Annotated in this window: 21 protein-coding genes and 1 tRNA gene; 14 read left to right on the top strand and 8 right to left on the bottom strand. The window is 62.6% G+C overall.

Translation table 11 applies throughout. The features are described 5' to 3' along the window. Nucleotides 1-49 precede the first annotated feature (49 nt). Complete coding sequence (locus tag ACWA1U_RS04450) at nt 50-763, top strand: S1 family peptidase (RefSeq protein WP_463724141.1); 714 nt, start codon at nt 50-52, stop codon at nt 761-763. 8 nt (nt 764-771) lie between these two features. Beyond that, nucleotides 772-1485, top strand: coding sequence for a S1 family peptidase (locus ACWA1U_RS04445; RefSeq protein ID WP_463724140.1), 714 nt, complete (start codon nt 772-774; stop codon nt 1483-1485). Between the two features lie 152 nt (nt 1486-1637). On the opposite strand, the gene ACWA1U_RS04440 is transcribed toward ACWA1U_RS04445, so the two are convergent. Continuing rightward, a complete protein-coding gene (locus ACWA1U_RS04440) occupies nt 1638-2117 on the bottom strand; it encodes an SRPBCC family protein (RefSeq protein ID WP_463724139.1) in 480 nt (159 codons plus the stop codon). A 47-nt stretch (nt 2118-2164) separates the two neighbouring features. Between ACWA1U_RS04440 and ku the strand changes: the two genes are divergently transcribed. Together ku and ACWA1U_RS04430 are read left to right on the top strand one after the other, a co-directional pair. Further along, nucleotides 2165-3022, top strand: coding sequence for a non-homologous end joining protein Ku (gene ku, locus ACWA1U_RS04435; RefSeq protein WP_463724138.1), 858 nt, complete (start codon nt 2165-2167; stop codon nt 3020-3022). After that, nucleotides 3022-3270, top strand: coding sequence for a hypothetical protein (locus ACWA1U_RS04430; protein ID WP_463724137.1), 249 nt, complete (start codon nt 3022-3024; stop codon nt 3268-3270). Before ku ends, ACWA1U_RS04430 begins: the two co-directional genes overlap by 1 nt. Before the next feature lie 16 nt (nt 3271-3286). Here ACWA1U_RS04430 and ACWA1U_RS04425 read toward each other — a convergent pair whose 3' ends face one another. The 4 genes from ACWA1U_RS04425 to ACWA1U_RS04410 form a co-directional block, all read right to left on the bottom strand. Then, the gene (locus ACWA1U_RS04425; protein ID WP_463724136.1) at nt 3287-4183 is read right to left on the bottom strand and encodes an alpha/beta fold hydrolase; all 897 of its coding nucleotides are present in this window, start codon (nt 4181-4183) and stop codon (nt 3287-3289) included. A gap of 143 nt (nt 4184-4326) precedes the next feature. Then, the gene (locus ACWA1U_RS04420; protein WP_463724135.1) at nt 4327-5151 is read right to left on the bottom strand and encodes a formate/nitrite transporter family protein; all 825 of its coding nucleotides are present in this window, start codon (nt 5149-5151) and stop codon (nt 4327-4329) included. 46 nt (nt 5152-5197) lie between these two features. After that, complete coding sequence (locus ACWA1U_RS04415) at nt 5198-5806, bottom strand: flavodoxin family protein (RefSeq protein WP_463724134.1); 609 nt, start codon at nt 5804-5806, stop codon at nt 5198-5200. A 27-nt stretch (nt 5807-5833) separates the two neighbouring features. Then, on the bottom strand, nt 5834-6076 hold the full coding sequence (locus ACWA1U_RS04410) for a DUF2630 family protein (RefSeq protein WP_463724133.1): 243 nt from the start codon (nt 6074-6076) through the stop codon (nt 5834-5836). 164 nt (nt 6077-6240) lie between these two features. Here ACWA1U_RS04410 and ACWA1U_RS04405 point away from each other — a divergent pair. The 3 genes from ACWA1U_RS04405 (at nt 6241) to ACWA1U_RS04395 (ending at nt 7844) form a co-directional block, all read left to right on the top strand. Beyond that, a tRNA-Val gene (locus ACWA1U_RS04405) sits at nt 6241-6314 on the top strand. 174 nt (nt 6315-6488) lie between these two features. Next, entirely contained in the window at nt 6489-6929 is a 441-nt protein-coding gene (locus ACWA1U_RS04400; protein ID WP_463724132.1) for an Hsp20/alpha crystallin family protein, read from the top strand. A gap of 117 nt (nt 6930-7046) precedes the next feature. Then, nucleotides 7047-7844 carry an SDR family oxidoreductase gene (locus tag ACWA1U_RS04395; RefSeq protein ID WP_463724131.1) on the top strand — a complete coding sequence of 266 codons (798 nt, stop codon included), beginning with the start codon at nt 7047-7049 and terminating at the stop codon, nt 7842-7844. A gap of 79 nt (nt 7845-7923) precedes the next feature. Here the strand turns inward: ACWA1U_RS04395 and ACWA1U_RS04390 are convergent, their stop codons facing one another. Then, nucleotides 7924-8382, bottom strand: a complete 459-nt coding sequence (locus tag ACWA1U_RS04390) for a DUF4383 domain-containing protein (protein WP_463724130.1) — start codon at nt 8380-8382, stop codon at nt 7924-7926. A gap of 267 nt (nt 8383-8649) precedes the next feature. Between ACWA1U_RS04390 and ACWA1U_RS04385 the strand changes: the two genes are divergently transcribed. Further along, nucleotides 8650-8856 (top strand): hypothetical protein, encoded by a 207-nt coding sequence (locus ACWA1U_RS04385; protein ID WP_463724129.1) that lies wholly within the window; start codon nt 8650-8652, stop codon nt 8854-8856. Between the two features lie 11 nt (nt 8857-8867). On the opposite strand, the gene ACWA1U_RS04380 is transcribed toward ACWA1U_RS04385, so the two are convergent. After that, nucleotides 8868-9431: a cysteine hydrolase family protein gene (locus tag ACWA1U_RS04380; protein WP_463724128.1), complete on the bottom strand. Its 564-nt coding sequence runs from the start codon at nt 9429-9431 to the stop codon at nt 8868-8870. A gap of 103 nt (nt 9432-9534) precedes the next feature. Between ACWA1U_RS04380 and ACWA1U_RS04375 the strand changes: the two genes are divergently transcribed. Continuing rightward, nucleotides 9535-10107: a hypothetical protein gene (locus tag ACWA1U_RS04375; protein WP_463724127.1), complete on the top strand. Its 573-nt coding sequence runs from the start codon at nt 9535-9537 to the stop codon at nt 10105-10107. A gap of 69 nt (nt 10108-10176) precedes the next feature. Continuing rightward, nucleotides 10177-11664, top strand: coding sequence for an FAD-dependent oxidoreductase (locus ACWA1U_RS04370; protein ID WP_463724126.1), 1488 nt, complete (start codon nt 10177-10179; stop codon nt 11662-11664). Between the two features lie 34 nt (nt 11665-11698). Here the strand turns inward: ACWA1U_RS04370 and ACWA1U_RS04365 are convergent, their stop codons facing one another. Continuing rightward, entirely contained in the window at nt 11699-13642 is a 1944-nt protein-coding gene (locus ACWA1U_RS04365; RefSeq protein ID WP_463724125.1) for an FAD-binding monooxygenase, read from the bottom strand. A 158-nt stretch (nt 13643-13800) separates the two neighbouring features. On the opposite strand from ACWA1U_RS04365, the gene ACWA1U_RS04360 reads away from it, so the two are divergent. From ACWA1U_RS04360 to hpaD, 4 genes are read left to right on the top strand one after another with little or no spacing between them, the layout of a single operon-like run. After that, on the top strand, nt 13801-15315 hold the full coding sequence (locus ACWA1U_RS04360; RefSeq protein ID WP_463724124.1) for a fumarylacetoacetate hydrolase family protein: 1515 nt from the start codon (nt 13801-13803) through the stop codon (nt 15313-15315). After that, nucleotides 15308-16015: a GntR family transcriptional regulator gene (locus tag ACWA1U_RS04355; protein WP_463724123.1), complete on the top strand. Its 708-nt coding sequence runs from the start codon at nt 15308-15310 to the stop codon at nt 16013-16015. The genes ACWA1U_RS04360 and ACWA1U_RS04355 overlap by 8 nt, the downstream gene beginning before the upstream one ends. Nucleotides 16016-16037: 22 nt before the next feature. After that, nucleotides 16038-17573 carry a 5-carboxymethyl-2-hydroxymuconate semialdehyde dehydrogenase gene (gene hpaE, locus ACWA1U_RS04350; RefSeq protein ID WP_463724122.1) on the top strand — a complete coding sequence of 512 codons (1536 nt, stop codon included), beginning with the start codon at nt 16038-16040 and terminating at the stop codon, nt 17571-17573. Nucleotides 17574-17608: 35 nt separating this feature from the next. After that, nucleotides 17609-18706: a 3,4-dihydroxyphenylacetate 2,3-dioxygenase gene (gene hpaD, locus ACWA1U_RS04345; protein WP_463724121.1), complete on the top strand. Its 1098-nt coding sequence runs from the start codon at nt 17609-17611 to the stop codon at nt 18704-18706.

Genomic DNA, 18706 nt, shown 5'->3' with positions numbered 1-18706 from the left:
AGCACAGGCTCGTCACCCTCGCGCCAGTGCCAGAACTGAAAGTTGTCCCTTGAAATCGATCAAATTACTCGCAGCCGCCGCTCTCGCAGCGGGAAGCCTCCTTGCCCCTACAGCAGCTGTTGCAGCGCCCGCAGGAACCGACATTGTCGGCGGATCGCCCGTTCCTATCAGCTCGGCACCCTACGCAGTACAGATCCACGTCAACACCACAGGCACCGCCTTCAACTGCACCGGATCGCTCATCTCTTCCCAGTGGGTTCTCACTGCACGCCACTGTGAAGGCACCCGTTCAGTGCGTCTTGGCACCGCGTCGAATGGCTCCGGCGGAGTAGTGCGCACGGTCATCGAAGACCGCGCCTGGTCCGGTGGGGATGCGCGCCTCCTGAAGCTCAGCTCGCCCTACAACGGATCGGTAGTGACCCTGGACAAGGACCAGGTCACCCAGGCAGGACCCGCAACCGCTTTCGGTTGGGGCCGCACTTGCGGTGTCTGCGATGCCTCGCCGACGTTGAAGACAGCCAAGGTCAACATCACCGCCTACTCAACTGACGCTTACGGTGGAACCGCCCTGCAGACCATCGGCCAGGACGGCCAGGTCTTCAAGGGAGATTCCGGCGGACCCCTCATGGTCAACGGCCAGCAGACGGGTGTCCTGTCCACCGGCAGCGGCGACCCCGATACCTACAACCGCCCCGCAAACTACACTGCGGTCCACAATGCGATGCCGTGGATCACGTCCATCTCCGGCGTGAGCGGAAGGTAGAAGCGGCCATGAGGAAGCTCAAGTTCGCCGCCATTGCGGCACTGGCAACCACGGCTCTGCTGGGTCCATCCGGGGTGGCAACGGCTGCTCCCGATGAAGCCGGCACCACAATTGTGGGCGGCAAGGAAGTCGGCATTTCCGCCGCACCGTTCGCAGCCCAGGTCAACTTGAATGGAACCTTCAACTGCACCGCTTCACACATCTCGGCACAGTGGGTACTGACGGCCAAGCACTGCCTCGGCAGCAACATGTCCGTGAATGTGGGATCTGCGAACCTGGGTGGCGGAACGCGCGTGTCCGTTGCCCAGACCTATTCCTACGGCGGCGGGGACATTGCGCTGCTGAAACTCTCGCGGGCAGTTTCGGGCACCTACGCCAGCCTCGAGAAGGATCAGCTGACGCAGCAGACATCCGGCAATATCTACGGCTGGGGACGAACCACCCCCACCGGGCCCGCCTCACCTGTCCTGAAGACGGCGTCGGTCTATATCGAATCCCTTGAGGACGATGCCTACGGCGGACCAGCCTACCGGCACAGCGGCGTCGACGGCCAGGCCTGGAAGGGCGACTCCGGCGGACCACTGGTGGTTGCAGGGAAAGTGGTCGGCGTAGCATCCACCAGCGCAAGCGGCGGGTCAAGCACCACCGCTTCCTCCTGGTACTCCTCGGTCCCCCACGCAATCAGCTGGATCACTTCGATCTCAGGAGTGACCGGCTCTTAGGAAACAACACTTGAGTGCGCACATAATCGCCGTCGGAAGACTGATTATGTGCGCACTCAGCGTTTAATGCACTCAGCGTTTAATGCACTCAGCGTTTAATGCACTCAGCGTTTAAGCCAGTGAGCGCCTAAGGCAGCAAACGTTTGAAGTAGTCAGTCCGCGAGCTGTTTCCGGTACCGGGCCACGTACTCATCCCACTTAGCCGGGTCCTGTCCCAGGGAACGCTCGTTGAGGTAATCGTCCAGCCCCATCAGCGTCAGGTGCCAGCCAGCTGCAGAAAGCGCCATTTCCTGGCCCTCCTGCACCGTGTTGGTCAGCGTGAGGAGGCAGCCGTCGTCGTCGTTCTCCAGCTCCCACCGCAGCACTTCCTCGTCCCAGGTGTAAGCCAGCAGGTGCGGCTTCTCGGCCTCGAGAACGGTACCCTCCATGGGCTTCTGGCCGGGGAATGTGAAGGTGACTGTGGTGCCGGCCTTGGGGAGGATGTCCAGCTCGCACGGGAACCAGTACTTGAGCTTCGCTGGGTCGGTGAGGTGCTTCCACAGCACCCTGGCTGGAACGCCGAAGCGCATTTCGAACCAGAGTGCGGGTTGGCCGTCAGCGAGCGTCCTGGTAACCATCGGTTCTGAGTTCACCTAAGCAATCGTAGACCGGCGTGGCTCTTCACTGGTTCACTAGGAACATGAGAGCTATTTGGAAGGGCGCAGTGGCGTTTGGGCTGGTCAACGTGCCGGTGAAGGTTTACAGCGCCACCGAGGATCACGACATCAGCCTTCACCAGGTCCATGACAAGGACGGCGGCCGCATCCGATACCAGCGCCGGTGCGAGATCTGCGGCGAAGTGGTCGAGTACAAGAACATTGACAAGGCGTACGACGACGGCGAGCGCACCGTTGTGCTCTCGGCGGAGGATTTCGCGTCGCTACCGGTGGAGAAGAGCCGCGAGATCGACGTCGTGGAGTTTGTGCCGAGCGACCAGATCGATCCGATCATGTTTGACCGCGCGTACTATCTGGAGCCGGATTCGAAGTCCACCAAGGCGTATGTCCTGCTGCGCCGGACGCTTGAGGAGACGGAGCGTACAGCGATTGTCCAGTTCTCGCTCCGGCAGAAGTCCCGCCTGGCGGCGCTGCGCGTCCGTGGGGATGTACTGATGCTGCAGACCCTCCTCTGGGAAGACGAGGTCCGTGAGGCCAAGTTCCCCTCACTGGATGAGAAGGTGCGGATCTCTTCGAAGGAAAAGGAGATGTCGGCTGCGCTTGTCGAGTCCTTCTCCTCGGATTTCGATCCCGAGAACTTCAAGGACGAGTACCAGGAACAGCTGCGCACACTGATCGAGGCCAAGCTGGAGAAGGGCGAGGCTCTCGACACCGACGAAACGTTCGGCGAGACCAGCGATGAGGTCGAAGGCGGGAACGTCCTGGACCTGATGGAGGCCCTCCGCAGGAGCGTCGAAAAGAACCGCGAGAAGAAGGGCGCAGCAGCTCCCAAGGAGAAGGCGTCCGCGGGCTCGAAGTCGAAAACGAAGAAGGGTGCGTAATGGGCTTCATTAGGAATGACCTCGGAAAGCAGACAATCGCCCAGCCGCCCAACGCCCCCATTGTCGGGTGGGCGTTGCTCGGTGCGGCTTCGATGATGGCACTGGAGGAGGAAAACCGCCGGGTGCTTTCGGCTGCGAGTACTGCCTGTCTCATGGTCTGGGCGGCGCTGGAACTATCCGAGGGCGAGAGCGTGCTGCGCAAGGCGCTGGGCGGAGCGACCCTGGGCTGGCTCGCACGGCGAAGCTAGCAGCCCCCCGGATCCCTTAGTTGTCGCTGGCCTTTCTTGCCACCCGGCTCTTCGACGTCTCCCCAACCTGCCTGCGCAGCCAAGGCACTACGACGTCGAGAACCACCCCGGGCTGCATGGCATCCACCTGATCCAGGCCTTCCAGCACCTCAACGCCCCAGCCCAAGTTTTCGAGCTCTCCCCGCCGCTTGCGGAGGGGTGCCGCCATGGAGATCTGCCCGTCCAGCCCAGCCACCACGTCCTCCGAACCCGCGAAGCACAGGGCGGGGCAAGGCACACTGGGCGGGGCGCCGTCGTCGTCCTTCAAATGACGGAACAGGGTCACGAACTGGCGCGCCTGTGCCGCCCGCATCGGCAGGAGGGCACGCTCCTCCTCCCCAACCGGCTGCACCAGTTCCCCCGGGCGGAGGAAGCTGGCTGAGGTGGCGGGGTTGGTTGCCTGTGAACGCCCGACGGCGGCGCGGTGGGCCTGAACGGACAGCCGCCAGAGCGCTTCGAAAGGCGCATCCACCGGCGGGAACCCGCCGACCGCCAGCGCGGAAACCCTGTCTGAGACCATCGCCAGCCGGATGCCAGCAATGCCCAGCCACGAGTAACCGTAGTAGGCGAAGGAAGCGGTTCCGGTGGCGTCGGCGACCGCAAGCAGGTCTGAACTGATCGCTTCGGGCGTCAGGGTTTTTGGTGCCGGGTGCTGTATACGGTGCGCTTCATAATCGAAGGCGACAACTGTGAAGTGGACCGAAAGCGCTGCGAGCAGCGTGCGGCCCGGTTGGGTGTCGAGCCCTTCTGCCAGCATAGTCCTTGCCGTATTGCCGGAAGCGGGCGTCAAACCGAGTGAGACCAACAGCGCAGGTCCTCGGCCAGCAACGGTCACGGGCAGGCGGGTGCCATCGTGAAGTACAGCAGCGTGCATAGGGGGAATCCTCCCGAAGCGGAAGATTCCCCCTACCACCGCGAATTGAGTCCAGACAATTAGATTCAATTCGTATCAGCAACTATGCCGGAAGGGTACCCGGTAGCGTCATATTCACCCTAAAGTCCGGTAAATCAGCCGCCCTAAGACGCCTCTTCGCGTTCCTTCTCCACCAATTTCCGGTCACGGACCAGGCGGAGCGCTGTGACCAGGAGAATGCCCCCGACGATGTTCAACACAACCGTGTAGCTGAACCAGCCGAGCCAGTCCAGGTAGCTGATTTCGGCACCAGATTGGATAGCTCCGAAGATCAACAGTGAGTCCAGGATTGAGTGGAAGAGCTGCAGTCCCGAGAGAACAAAACCCCCAACGACGGCGGCCGCCAACTTTCCGCTCATTTGGTCGGTGCCGTGCTGCATGCGCGTCATGAGGGTGATGGTGCTGCCGCCGAGCAGCGCCAGGCACGCCGTTTGCCAGCTCAGACCGGCGTCAACGTAGTGCTCGGCTGACGTGGTGACGGTCTCGGTCCATTGCGGGAACGCGGTCATCACCAGGGCCATGAAGATCCACCCACCCACGAGGTTCGCAAACAGCGTGCCGCCCCAAAGCTTGCCGAGTTGGGCGAGGCTGGCTTTTTTCGCGGTCACAGCTGCAATGGGGACCAGGAACCCCTCGGTGAACAGTTCACTCTTGGCGAGGAGCAGCGCAATGAGACCAGCGCTGAAGGCCACCCCCGCCAGCAGATGGTTCTCGGTCTCGTGCAGCACTGCCAGGTAAGCCATCACCCCGATGCCGATCTCAAAACCGCCGAACAGGCCGGTGATCAGCACATCCGGGAAGGTCCTGTGAAGGCGTTGCGCACCCTCGTCGACGGTCCGGTCGAAAGACTCCTCGATGTCCTCCTCTACCGGCCCGGCGTTGTCACCAAGCTCCCTGCGCCGGGCGTCGCCGTCGTCGTCGTGGTTCAAGCCGGCCTGCCTGTCTGTAGTGTCTCCGCCCTTTTTCCCAATGGACCTACGGAGCGGGGTACGGGGCCACCTTGAGCGATTTAGCGAGATGTACCGCATTGGCGGCCATAGAGGAAATGGACGAAGCGACCGCTTCCGGCACCTCGTCCAGGTCCTTGAAGTCTACTTTCTGCATCGCCTCGCCCACCCAGTAGACGCCGCCCTGTGCAGGAATGGTGAAGCCGATGTCGTTGAGGCCCTGATGCATCTCGGCCGTGACGTGGTGCGCGCCGTCCTCGTTCCCGACAACGGCTGTGAGTGCCACACGGTTGTACATGATCGGGCGGCCTTCCTCATCTGTGGAGGAGAGGTCAGCGTCGAGACGCTCGAAGACGCCCTGGCCGACGCTGCTCATATGACCCACCCAAATGGGCGCGCACAGCAGGAAAATATCGGCGTCAAGGATTTGCTGGCGCAACTTGGGCCACTCGTCGCCGCTGCCCATGTCGATCTGGACACCCCGGACGACGTTGTGGTCGACAACCCGGACCGACGACGTCGTCACCCCCTGTTCCTTCAGCTTGTCGAGGATGAGGTTGGCCATGAGTTCGCTGCTCGATGTGTCCGGTGACGGCGTAAGCGTGCAGATCAATGCGAATGCTTTCAGGTTATCCATTGAGTTCCTTCGGTTGGCGGGGCGTGCTTACTGCTTGTATCCCTCGACCTGATTGACCGGCCTGGTTTCTGCGTCCTGAGGACTTTCGCCGGCGTCCTGCTTGGCGCGTCGTTGACGGAGGAGGTCCCAGCACTGGTCCAGTTCTTCCTCGAGTCTGCGGAGCCTCGCCGGGCGGTCCTCGTCCGGCACACCGGACTCGCCAGGGCTGCGCAGCTCATGCTCCTCATCAACCAGTGACTGGATGCGTGCCAGAATGTCCTGATCATTCATCGACTTCCTCCTTCGTTCCGGCTCAGAACCCCCTGCTGCCTGGCCCTGAATATGGATCTCGCTGGAATAATCAGGCTACTTACTATTCGTCCGGATATCTACCGCTGGCCGTCCCTAATTGGGCGCTGCCTAAGTGAATGACCTAAACTAACTGGGAACTATTCGCCTGTGTAGCTCAGTCTGGTAGAGCATCCGCTTCACACGCGGAAGGCCCGGGGATCGAGGCCCCGCGCAGGCACTGTTCACGAGCCCGTCCCGCTGCAAGCGGGGCGGGCTTTTTCGTGTTCAGCCGGTTCATCCTGAGCGAACAAAAAGGCTTAGCACTCGGGACCGTAGAGTGCTAATCTTTTTACCGAGTTGAGCGAATGACGCTCAACTCGCAAACCTCAAATCGCATAGGGAGTGAACCATCATGGCAATGAAATTCGATCCGTTTCGTGAACTAGACCGCGTCGCCGGCGCCCTGCTGGATACTCGCCAGGGCCTTCGCGTGATGCCGATTGACCTGTTCCGAGAGGGTGATCATTACATTCTCAGCGCGGACCTTCCGGGCATTGACCCAGGATCTGTCGACATTGACGTTGACGGGCAGCTGTTGACCATCCGCGCCGAGCGGACCCTTCGGAACACCGAGGGCGTCAAGTGGCTTACCCGCGAACGTGAGAGCGGCTCGTTCCTGCGGCAGCTGAACCTCGGGCAGGGTATCGACATCGACGCAATCTCCGCGCGGTATGAGAACGGTGTGCTGAGCGTGACCATCCCGGTCAGCGAACGTGCCCGGCCGCGCAAGATCGAGATTCTCACAGGCGAGGACGCCCAGGCCATTTCCGGCAACAGCGCCGTGGAGGCCTGAGCCCGCGAACAACAGAGAACGACGACGACGGTCCGCGGGCCGTCGTCGTCGTTCGTTTCATGGGGCGGGCGATTAGGGGCGTTGCGCGGGCGTTCGGGCGCCATGAAGATGGAGTGCATGACTGACTCACAGAAGACTGCAATCGTGACCGGCTCCAGCTCCGGTATTGGCCAGGCAACCGCCGTCGCCCTCGCTGAATCCGGATATAACGTCGGCATCACCTGGCATACGGGCCAGGAGGGGGCAGAAAAGACCGCCGGGCTGGTGCGCGGGTTGGGCCGTGAAGCTGTGGTCGCCCACCTCGATACAGCAGATGCTCCTGCCTGCGGTGACGTGATTGATGGGCTGATCAGCGAGCTCGGGGGCCTCGACGTCTTCGTGAACAACGCGGGGATGAATAAGCCCCAGCACTTCCTCGAGACCGACTACGAAACGTGGCGCACAATCCTTGCGTCCAACCTGGACGGTGCCTTCGTGTGTATGCAGCGTGCTGCCCGGAGTATGGTCGCAGCCGGGCAGGGCGGCCGCATCATTGCCGTCACGAGCGTTCACCAAGAGCAGCCCAAAGTGACCTTCTCCGCTTATGACGCCTCGAAGCACGCGCTGGGAGGTCTGGTCCGCACGATGGCGATTGAACTCGCGGATCAGGGGATCACGGTCAACGCGGTGCTGCCCGGCGGCGTGCATGTTCGTCCGGACTCGCCCGAAGGGCAGGATCCCTACAAGATCAGCCGTCCAGGAGTTCCCACCGGCAGGCCGGGACACCCCCGCGAAATAGCCGACGTCATCACCTTCCTCGCGTCGCCAGCTGCGAGCTACGTGACTGGAGCTTCGTGGGTGGTGGATGGCGGAATGCTGCAGATGGGCCCCCAGGCCGGGTCCCACATGCGCAGTGACGAGTGGCGCAAGGGCTGACAGACAACAAAAAACTGCGGGCGGAGCGCCGTGTAGGCGCTCTGCCCGCAGTTTTTTATAACCCGGTTGGTATGCAGTGCTATGCAGTGCGGGTGTGGTGCTTGTCCTTGAGAACCAGCGCCAGTGCGATCATTGCGATCGCCAGGACGAGGTGCAGGATGTTGTCCGCACCATTGATCGGAACGAAGTTCGCAGCCGAATCGGCGGGAACAATCAAGCCGTAGATAAAGAGCACTGCGTAAATCACGCCGCCCCACAGCAGGAAGTTGTACGCGCCCGAGTAGGTCTTGGACATGACGATTCCTGCGACACCGAACAGCAGGTGGACGATGTTGTGAAGGATTGAAACCTGGAAGATACCCAGCAGCATGGCCGTTGATTCGCTGCCTGCGAAGCCAAGCTGATCGTAGTTGCTGGTGATTCCTGGAACGAAGCCCAGAACTCCCACGAGTACGAAGACGACCCCAAGTGCGAGTGCAGCCTTCTGAATGTTGGACCGGGTGGCTACGCCTGACCCGGATGAATGTGTTGATGCCATTGCAAATTCCCCTCTGACTTGCCGGTCTGCGGGAAACCGGCGCTTAGTGATGCGAGTAGATGAACAGCACTTCCCCGCTCCTTGTTATGCCAGCGTTGCACACACGAGGGCTAATAGGAAGCACACTTAGTTAACTCTTTGGTAACCGTTTACGTTAAAGCTCCGGTTGAAAGTGTCGCACAGCCATCAGGCACTCGACAGCTCATATTCACGCGCCGTTCAGGAATGCTGCCTATTGTGGCTTTAGTCACATCGAAAGGCGCATCCATGACACCCACTCAGCAGCTCGATCAGTCCGACTTCTCCGCCTTGCGGCAGGGCCAGCAGATCACTCTTCATCATGAATCAGGACACCGGTTCACGGGCGTCCTTGAGGACCTCGCGGAAGATGCGTCGGTGGTGTGGGTGCAGCTGGACAACGGCGCCGGGCGGCGGCTCTTTCACCGCGAAGACGGGTACGCCGTCAGCGTCTGATGCGCGCCTGGTCAACCCGTTCTCGTCGCGTACAGTTCACGCAGTTCGCGGTGGGTAAGTGCACGCTGGCGGTACTCATCCGTGAGCACTCCGAGAACGTTCTGAGCGTATTCGTCATTGGTTGAGGCGATTGCGTCTTTCGCGAAGATGACCCGCAGGTTGTGGGCGTAAGCGTCGACCGCAGTCTGGGCGACGCAGTTGTGGGTCGAGACTCCCGCCAGCACAACCTGATCCACAGCGAGATTGCGCATCCGTTGGAAAAGGTCGGTGCCAAAGAACGCGCTGTCCCTCGTTTTCACCAGTTCGGGCAACCCGTCAAGGTTCAGTCCGTCCACTGGTTCGGCCTGCTCGGTGCCAACGAAGAGGAAGCCTTGATCATCGTCGAGCATGCTCACGGTCCAAGTGGATTTGTCCCGCTGGTGTTCGGTGCGGATCACGTAAACCGGAACTTCCGCCGCCTGAGCGTCGGCAATCGCTTCATTGCATGCTGTGACTAGCTCGTCCTGCTGTTTACCCAGAGATTCGTCCTCGAAAAACGCCTTCTGCATGTCAATGATCAGGAGCGCAGTTCCCATCTGCTTTCACCTTCCGCTTAGGGATTCACTAAGCATACTGAGAATTGCTCCTTGAGGGGCGGAGCAGCGAGGGCTAGCGTTGATCGAACCGGAGGTGATGAACATGGGAAGGCGCCTTGCAAGCGCCGGCGCGCTTCTCGCCGTCGTACTTCTCACTGGCTGTTCCCCGGTCTCACCGGGAGCTCCGCAGCCGCCGTACTTTGAACCCGAGCCGGTGAGCCTTGAGCCCGGCGACGTGTTCCCCTTGCTGACCTTCTATGGGGGCTGGTGGAGCACACCGGCCTTCTCGCCAGACACTGCTGGCCTTCCCTTGCAGGTGGCGCTGGTGCGTTCCGACAGCGGGCGCTACGTAGCCGGATACGAACGCACCACCGGCACCCTCATACCGGGCCGGGACATCGAACCGCCGGGCGAGTGGCCCGAGAACTCGGTCATGGTTCTCGACTCCGCGACCGGCGTGGTCTGGGACCAGTTCCGCGTCGATGATGAGGGCCTCCCTGTCGGCACAACCGGCGAAATGGTGTCCGTGGAACAGCGCTTCCCGCCGATTGCCGGGGACCCACCTCGTGGCACCCTGCACACCTTCACAAGGAACGCGTTCACGGGGGCGGTCATCTACGTCGGCCTGTTCCCGGAAGAGGATCTCGCAAGAGGCACCGTCGAGGCCGACTGGTAGCACCCCCTTGACGCCGAACGTTTTCTCCAGTGGGCTACAAGTACCCAACAGCGAAAAGGCAGGTCCGCCGTGAAATCCCTTTGGCTCGAGTCATCCCCGCACATTCCCACTGACGAGTTCGCCCCCGATGCGCGCTATGACTCAGTGGTGGTTGGAGCCGGGATCACCGGATTGACGACGGCGGCGCTGCTCGCCCGCTCCGGGCAGCGGGTCGCGGTCCTCGAAGCACGCACGGTCGGTGCAGTCGCTACGGGCAACAGCACCGCAAAGGTCTCGCTCCTTCAGGGCACGCAGCTGTCCACAATCATCAAGCATCACGGCCCGGAGCTCGCGCGCCACTACGTCACCGGCAACCGAGAGGGCCAGAGCTGGTTGCTGCGCCTCTGCGATGAGCACGGAGTCGGTTACGAGACCCGCGATGCGATCAACTACGCCGTGACCGACGACGGCGCCCGTCTCCTAAGCGAGGAGCGCGACGCCTGCGCCAAAGCGGGGCTCACCGCAGTACTTGAGGACACCTCCGAGCTGCCCTTCCCGGTTCAGCGCACGCTGCGCGTTGCCAACCAGGCCCAGGTTCACCCGATGGAAGTGCTCGCGGCGCTGGCCGCTGACCTGCGCAAGCATTCCGGCCAGCTGATCGACGGCGTGCGGGTGACAGGGGTGAAGACCGGCTCCACCAAAGGCGACCGCATCATCGTCAACGCGGATCAAGGAAACGTCACGGCCACCAACCTCATCATCGCGACCGGCACGCCGATCCTGGACCGCGGAGGGCACTTCTCCGTCCTGGAACCTTTGCGCTCCTACGCTGTCGCGTTCACTGTGCAGGACGAGATCCCCGCCGCCATGTATCTCTCGGTTGACTCACCGTCACGAAGCCTGCGAACCGCCGTCGTCGCTGGTCGTCCGTACCTCATCGTCGGCGGTAACGGACACCCCGTAGGCCGGCAGGCACACACGCAGTCCCTTGTAGACGACATCATCCGCTGGACGCAGGAGAACTTCCCCACGGCGCAGCCGGCGTTCAACTGGTCGGCGCAGGACTACCGCCCGTCGTCGTCGGTCCCGTATGTGGGCAAAATCCCGTTGGGTGGGCACCATATCTACACCGCCACCGGCTACAACAAGTGGGGTTTCACCAACGGGGTTGCGGCGGCGCTGGGACTCTCGGCCGAGATTCTCGGCGGCCACATGCCGTGGGCCATGGAGTTGTACAAATCCCGGCTCGGCAAGCAGGATGCGATGACCACCGCAAAGGCAGGTGCCGGCGTCGGGCTGGAAATGGTGAGCGGCTGGTTGAGCGGCCTGGCCCGCACCTCGCACGCGCAGCCGCCTGAGGGGCAGGGGACCGTTGTGCGGGAAGGTGCGCGGCCGGTTGGCGTTTGCCAGGTCGACGGCATCACGCATCGGGTGTCGGCGGTGTGTCCTCACCTGGGCGGAGTGTTGAGCTGGAACGATGCCGAGCGGTCCTGGGACTGCCCCCTGCACGGTTCGCGCTTCACATTCGACGGAAAGCGCCTTGAGGGTCCGGCGACAAGGGACCTGTCAGCTCCATAGTGGAGTCTTCCACGTACTACGTCGCTTGATCGCGTTACGTCACCCGGTGATGGTCAGCGGTTGCGTCGGCACTGACTAGCCCAGACGTGGAATCACGTTCGCCATGCACTCCGCTGAAGAACATGCCCAGTTCGGCAGTCGCAGTGAGCGGCACGACATTGGCAACGTACTGGTCCGGACGAACGACGACGACAACCCCGCCTCGGTCGATCCCGCGCACCTCGAAGATGTCCTGGGCAGGGTCCACACCGAACACCTTCTCCAAATAGCTGAGCTGGAACGGCCCAACGGAGGGCTTGAAAATATCCGGTACCGCATTGATGTCGATCGCGTGATGATCCTGCTGATAGATCACCTTGACGTCGAACCAGGCGTCGATATCGGCGCCCTCGGGCGTGGCAGCCAGCGGCGACTCTGGTGAATTGGTCAGCCACTCAGCGAAGTTGGTGACCTTCGATGGGCTACCTGGCGTCAGCTCATCGGCGAAGACGTAGATTCGCCAGCGCCCATCCGCAGTAGCGTGGTGCCCGAGGTGAATCTGGTTGGTATCGCAGACCCGCATCACCGGAGCGGACTTGAAGCGCTTGCCGACGGGGAAGCCGGTTGCAAGCTCCTGGCGGGGCGCTTCGCCCACGATCATTGATGCCGAATACTCCGTCATGAACCCGGCAGGGAACTCCATGGTCCGGACGTAGAAATCCTCGAGTTCCGTTGGGTCTTCGAACTCTTCGGGTTTCTTGGCCATCAAGGTGGACCACTGCTTGTCGAAGTCGATGAGGTTCTTTGCAACCACCTGCCGCTCGGCCGAGTAGGTGGACAGGAGGCCCTCCGGGCTCCTTCCCTCCAGGACGTGTCCGAGCTTCCAGGCAATGTTGAAACCGTCCTGCATCGACACGTTCATGCCCTGGCCAGCCTTCGCGCTGTGCGTGTGGCAGGCATCGCCGGTGATGAAGACGCGCGGAGTGCGGGTCCCGAGCTCTTCCGGGCGGACGTCGTCGAACCTGTCAGTGAGGCGGTGGCCCACCTCGTACACGCTGTGCCAGGCGACGTTGCGCACGTCGAGGGTGTACGGGGAGAGAATAGCGTTCGCCTTCTCGATAATTTCCTCGATGGTGGTGCTGCGGATATCACCTTTGGTGTGAGCGTCGACCTCACCAAGATCCACGTACATGCGGAAGAGGTGGCCGCCCTCGCGCGGAATAAGCAGGATGCTTCCGCCTTCCCCCGACTGGATCGCGCACTTGAGCCGGATGTCCGGGAAGTCCGTTACGGCGAGGACGTCCATGACCCCCCACGCGTGGTTCGCCGCGTCGCCGGCAAGCGTGCAGCCAATCGCCGTGCGTACCTTGCTGCGTGCCCCGTCGGCTCCGATCACATACTTCGCGCGCACTGTGCGTTCCTGCCCCTCAAGCGGACCGGCCGTGTGGAGCAGCGTGACCGTGACCGGGTACGTCCCTTCGTCGGTAACCTCCAGACTCTGGAAATCGAGTCCGTAGTCCGGCGTCATTCTGGTTGGAGAGTTCGCCATGAATTCCGCGAAGTAGTCAAGGACTCGCGCCTGGTTGACGATGAGGTGGGGAAATTCGCTGATGCCTGCTGGGTCATCAAGCGGACGTGCCGTCCGAATGATGCTCGAGGGGTCCGCCGGGTCTGGCTTCCAGAACGCCATTTCGGTGATTCGGTACGCCTCGGCGGTAATCCGCTCGGCGAAGCCGAAGGCCTGAAAGGTTTCTACACTGCGTGCCTGTATGCCGTCTGCCTGCCCGATCACAAGACGGGCGGGCCGCCGCTCTACGATGCGCGTGGTCACGTTCGGGAACTGCGACAGTTGGGCCGCAGCAAGCATGCCAGCAGGACCGCTGCCGACGATGAGTACATCGACCTCATCAGGGAGCACAACAGGTCTGTTCAGGCCGACACCGGCTGCTGCCTGGACCCGCGGGTCACCGGATACGTAGCCGTGATGGTGAAACTGCACGGGCTTTCCTCACTCACTTCTTTGTGGATCTTTCGGTTCGCTCAACGTCGAGGTCATCCGCGTCGACAGGTGTTCAGTATGTGCTGCACTTCACATGACATACTTTATCGTATACGATCTCGTACATCAAGAAGATGTTCCATCCGTGAGGAGAGCCCATGGAGCCCCTGACCCAGGCCAGTGCAGAACTGCTTGCCCGCACCCGCAAGGTGATTGCCGTCCACATCAACTACCCGAGCCGCGCCGCGCAGCGAGGACGCTCGCCGCAGCAGCCGTCCTATTTCCTGAAGCCGCCGTCGTCGCTCGCGTTGGGGTCCACCGAGGCGCCAGGTACCGTGGAGCGGCCCCTCGGGTGTGAACTGCTCGGCTACGAGGGGGAAATCGCCCTCATCATCGGCACGCCGGCGCGGAGGGTGGCCCTCGACGAAGCCTGGCGTCACGTTGGGTGGGTCACCGCCAGCAATGACCTCGGCGTTTACGACCTCCGTTACGCAGACAAAGGCTCCAACGTCCGCTCCAAGGGCGGCGACGGCTACACACCGGTGGGCCCGAACCTCATCCCAGCCGCTGAGATCGATCCTGCGGCACTCCGTATCCAGACTTGGCACAACGGGGACATCGTCCAGGACGACACCACCGAGGATCTCCTTTTCCCCTTCGCCCAGCTCGTGGCCGACCTGTCCCAGCTCCTCACCCTTGAGAAGGGCGACATCATCCTCACCGGAACGCCCGCCGGCGCATCAGTTGCCAGCCCGGGTGACGTCATTGAGGTCGAGGTGACCGGTGGCAGCCACAGCAGCGGGAAACTTGCCACCCGCGTAGTTGAGGGCATGACGCCATTCGCCAACTTCGGCGCGCAGCCCAAGACAGATGACACGCAGCGCGAGGAAGCCTACGGTTCCCGTGAAGCCGCGGGGCTAAGTCCACGGGACGGCAACGGCTCACCGCTGAGCCCGGAGCTGAAGAAGAAGCTGGAAAGCGTCGCCACAGCCACCCTGTCCTCCCAGCTGCGCAAGCGCGGACTGAACAACGTCAGCATCGACGGCCTGCAGGCCACCCGCCCGGACCGCCGGGTGGTCGGCCTGGCCCGAACGCTGCGCTACGTCCCCAACCGGGAGGATCTTTTCAAGACCCACGGCGGCGGCTTCAACGCCCAGAAACGTGCCATCGATTCAGTGAACGACGGCGAAATCCTCGTCATGGAGGCACGCGGCGAGAAGGGCACCGGAACAGTAGGCGACATCCTGGCCATGCGCGCCCAGGTGCGCGGTGCAGCAGCCATCATCACCGACGGCGGCGTCCGCGACTACTCGGCCGTCGCTGACCTGGACATGCCGACCTACTTCGCCAACCCCCACCCCGCCGTCCTCGGCCGTCGGCACGTCCCCTGGGACACCGACATCACCATCGCGTGCGGCGGAACCACCGTGCAGCCCGGCGACATCATCGTCGCCGACTCCGACGGCATCCTGGTGATCCCGCCGACCCTCGCCGAAGAACTCGTGGATGACTGCATCCAGCAGGAGAAGGAAGAGACCTTCATCTTCGAGATGGTCAAGCAGGGAAACGGCGTGGACGGCCTGTACCCGATGAATGCGGAATGGCAGGCGAAGTATGAGGAGTGGGCCGCCGCCACGGAAGGCGCCCCTGCGGAAGGAACAACCAGTGACTGACACCGCCGTCGGGCGTTCCTCTGTCGTGCAGCCGGCAGTCGAAGCCATCGCGGGCAGCAAATCCGAGCAGGCCTACACCTTCATTAAGGCGCGCATCGTCGAGGGCACCTTCTCCCCCGGTTACCGACTGGTACTTGCGAAGATCGCCGAAGACCTCGGTTTCAGCGTTGTTCCAGTCCGGGAAGCGATCCGCCGCCTCGAGGCTGAAGGGCTCGTAACGTTCCAGCGCAACATCGGCGCCACCGTCTCCGGAATCGACCCGACCGAGTACTTCTACACCATGCAGACACTCAGCATCGTCGAAGGCGCCGCCACTGCCCTGGCGGCGCCCCTTATAAGCAAGGCGGACATAGCCCGGGCCCGCGCTGTCAACGAGGAGATGCGCGCTTGCCTGGAACACTTTGACCCCGTCCGCTTCACCACGCTCAACCAGGACTTCCATAGCGTCCTCTTTGAGCGCTGCCCCAACCCGCACGTCCTCGATCTGGTTCGCCGCGGCTGGAACCGATTAGCATCACTCCGGTCCTCCACCTTCCGTTTCGTCCCCGGCCGTGCGCGGGCATCTGTGGACGAACACGAGGCACTCCTGCAGCTCATTGAGTCACAAGCCGACGCCGACACCATCGAGCGCGCGGCACGCAAGCACCGTTCCGCAACCCTCGACGCTTACCTCGCGCGAACGCCCACCATTACCGAATAACCCAGTAGTCAGGAAAAGAACAATGACGTCCACCGTCCCTGAAACCCATTACGTGCCGCAGGACCTCCCCAAGCACATTCAGCACTACATCAACGGGACGTTCGTCGATTCCGTGGGCGGCAAGACCTTCGATGTGCTGGACCCGGTCTCCAACAAAAACTACGCCACCGCGGCAGCCGGCCAGAAGGAAGACATCGACCTGGCCGTCGCCGCCGCACGCGACGCCTTCACCAAAGGTCCCTGGCCCAGGATGAAGCCCCGCGAGCGCGCCCGCGTCCTGAACAGGATCGCCGACGCCGTCGAAGCCCAGGAGTCGCGTCTCGCCGAACTCGAAACCTTCGACACCGGCCTGCCCATCACCCAGGCAAAGGGCCAGGCCCTGCGCGCGGCGGAGAACTTCCGCTTCTTCGCGGACCTCATCGTCGCCCAGTTTGACGATGCCATGAAGGTCCCCGGCTCCCAGATCAACTACGTGAACCGGAAACCCATCGGCGTTGCCGGACTGATCACGCCGTGGAACACGCCCTTCATGCTGGAATCCTGGAAGCTCGCCCCCGCCCTGGCGACCGGCAACACGGTGGTCCTCAAGCCCGCCGAGTTCACGCCGCTTTCCGCCTCTCTCTGGGCTCAGATCTTCAAGGACGCCGGGCTCCCCGACGGCGTCTTCAACCTGGTCAACGGCCTCGGCGAGGAAGCGGGCGATGCCCTGGTCAAACACCCGGACGTTCCGCTGATCTCCTTTACCGGCGAGACCACCACCGGACAGACGATCTTCCGCAACGCCGCCGCAAACCTCAAGGGCCTCTCGATGGAACTCGGCGGAAAGTCGCCCTGCGTGGTCTTCGCGGACGCGGACCTTGATGCAGCCATCGACTCCGCACTGTTCGGCGTCTTCTCCCTCAACGGCGAGCGCTGCACCGCCGGCTCGCGGATCCTCGTGGAGCGGGAAATTTACGACGAGTTCTGCGAAAAGTATGCCGCCCGCGCGAAGACCATCGTCGTCGGCGATCCGCACGATCCGAAGACGCAGGTGGGCGCGCTGGTCCACCCGGAGCACTACGAGAAGGTCGCCTCGTACGTCGAGATCGGCAAGTCCGAGGGCCGGCTCCTCGCTGGCGGCGGCCGTCCGGAGCACCTGCCGGAGGGCAACTACATCGCGCCCACCGTTTTCGCCGACGTCGCGCCTGAGGCACGGATCTTCCAGGAGGAAATCTTCGGCCCTGTTGTAGCCATCACCCCCTTCGAGAACGACGACGAAGCGCTGGCTCTCGCGAACAACACCCGATACGGGCTCGCCGCCTACATCTGGACGCAGAACCTGACGCGCGCGCACAACTTCTCCCAGAATGTGGAGGCCGGCATGGTGTGGCTCAACAGCCACAACGTCCGTGACCTCCGCACACCGTTTGGTGGAGTGAAGGCGTCCGGCCTGGGCCACGAGGGCGGCTACCGCTCGATCGACTTCTACACCGACCAGCAGGCCGTGCACATCACGCTCGGATCTGTTCACACCCCCAAGTTCGGCAGCATCGAAGACTCCGCTGCCAACGAGGGCTAGTTCCCCCACCCCTGCTCAAAGAAGAGAAGACCAAAATGACTGACTTTGTTCTCACCCCCACCCTTCCTGCCCCGGACATTGTTCGCTGCGCCTACATGGAGATTGTGGTCACCGACCTCGCCAGATCCCGGGAGTTCTACGTGGACGTTCTCGGTCTGCACGTCACGGAGGAGGACGAGAACAACATCTACCTGCGCCCACTGGAGGAGTTCATCCATCACAACCTGGTGCTGCGTAAGGGACCGGTGGCCGCTGTCGCCGCTTTCGCCTACCGCGTGAAGTCTCCAGCCGAGGTGGACGCCGCCGAGGCCTACTACAAGGAATTGGGCTGCCGTACCGAGCGCCGGAAGGAAGGCTTCACGAAGGGCATCGGCGATTCCGTCCGCGTCGAGGACCCATTGGGTTTCCCTTACGAATTCTTCTACGACGTGGAGCACGTGGAGCGCCTCACCCAGCGCTACGACCTCTACTCCGCCGGCGAGCTGGTGCGTCTGGACCACTTCAACCAGGTCACCCCCGATGTGCCCCGCGGCCGGAAGTACCTCGAGGACCTCGGCTTCCGGGTCTCCGAGGACATCCAGGATTCCGACGGCGTGACCTACGCCGCGTGGATGCACCGCAAGCAGACCGTCCACGACACCGCGCTGACCGGCGGCAACGGGCCGCGCATGCACCACGTCGCGTTCGCCACCCACGAGAAGCACAACATCATCCAGATCTGCGACAAGATGGGCGCCCTGCGGATCAGCGACCGCATTGAGCGCGGCCCCGGGCGGCACGGCGTGTCCAACGCGTTCTACCTGTACATCCTGGACCCGGACGGCCACCGCATCGAGATCTACACCCAGGACTACTACACGGGCGATCCCGACAACCCCACCATCACCTGGGACGTCCACGACAACCAGCGCCGCGACTGGTGGGGCAACCCCGTTGTCCCGTCCTGGTACACCGAGGCCTCCCTGGTCCTGGATCTCGACGGCAACCCGCAGCCGGTCATCGAGCGGGAAGAGAAGAGCGAGATGGCGGTAACCGTCGGTGCCGACGGTTTTTCCTACACCCGCAAACAGGACGACGACGGCGGCCCGGCTTCCGGCGAACAGCGCGGCTTCAAACTCGGATCGCAGCTATAG

This window comes from Arthrobacter sp. TRD_SC_6, assembly GCF_055361185.1.
Note: the sequence above shows the minus strand (reverse complement) of the source record. Positions and strands in the feature narration are given on the sequence as shown.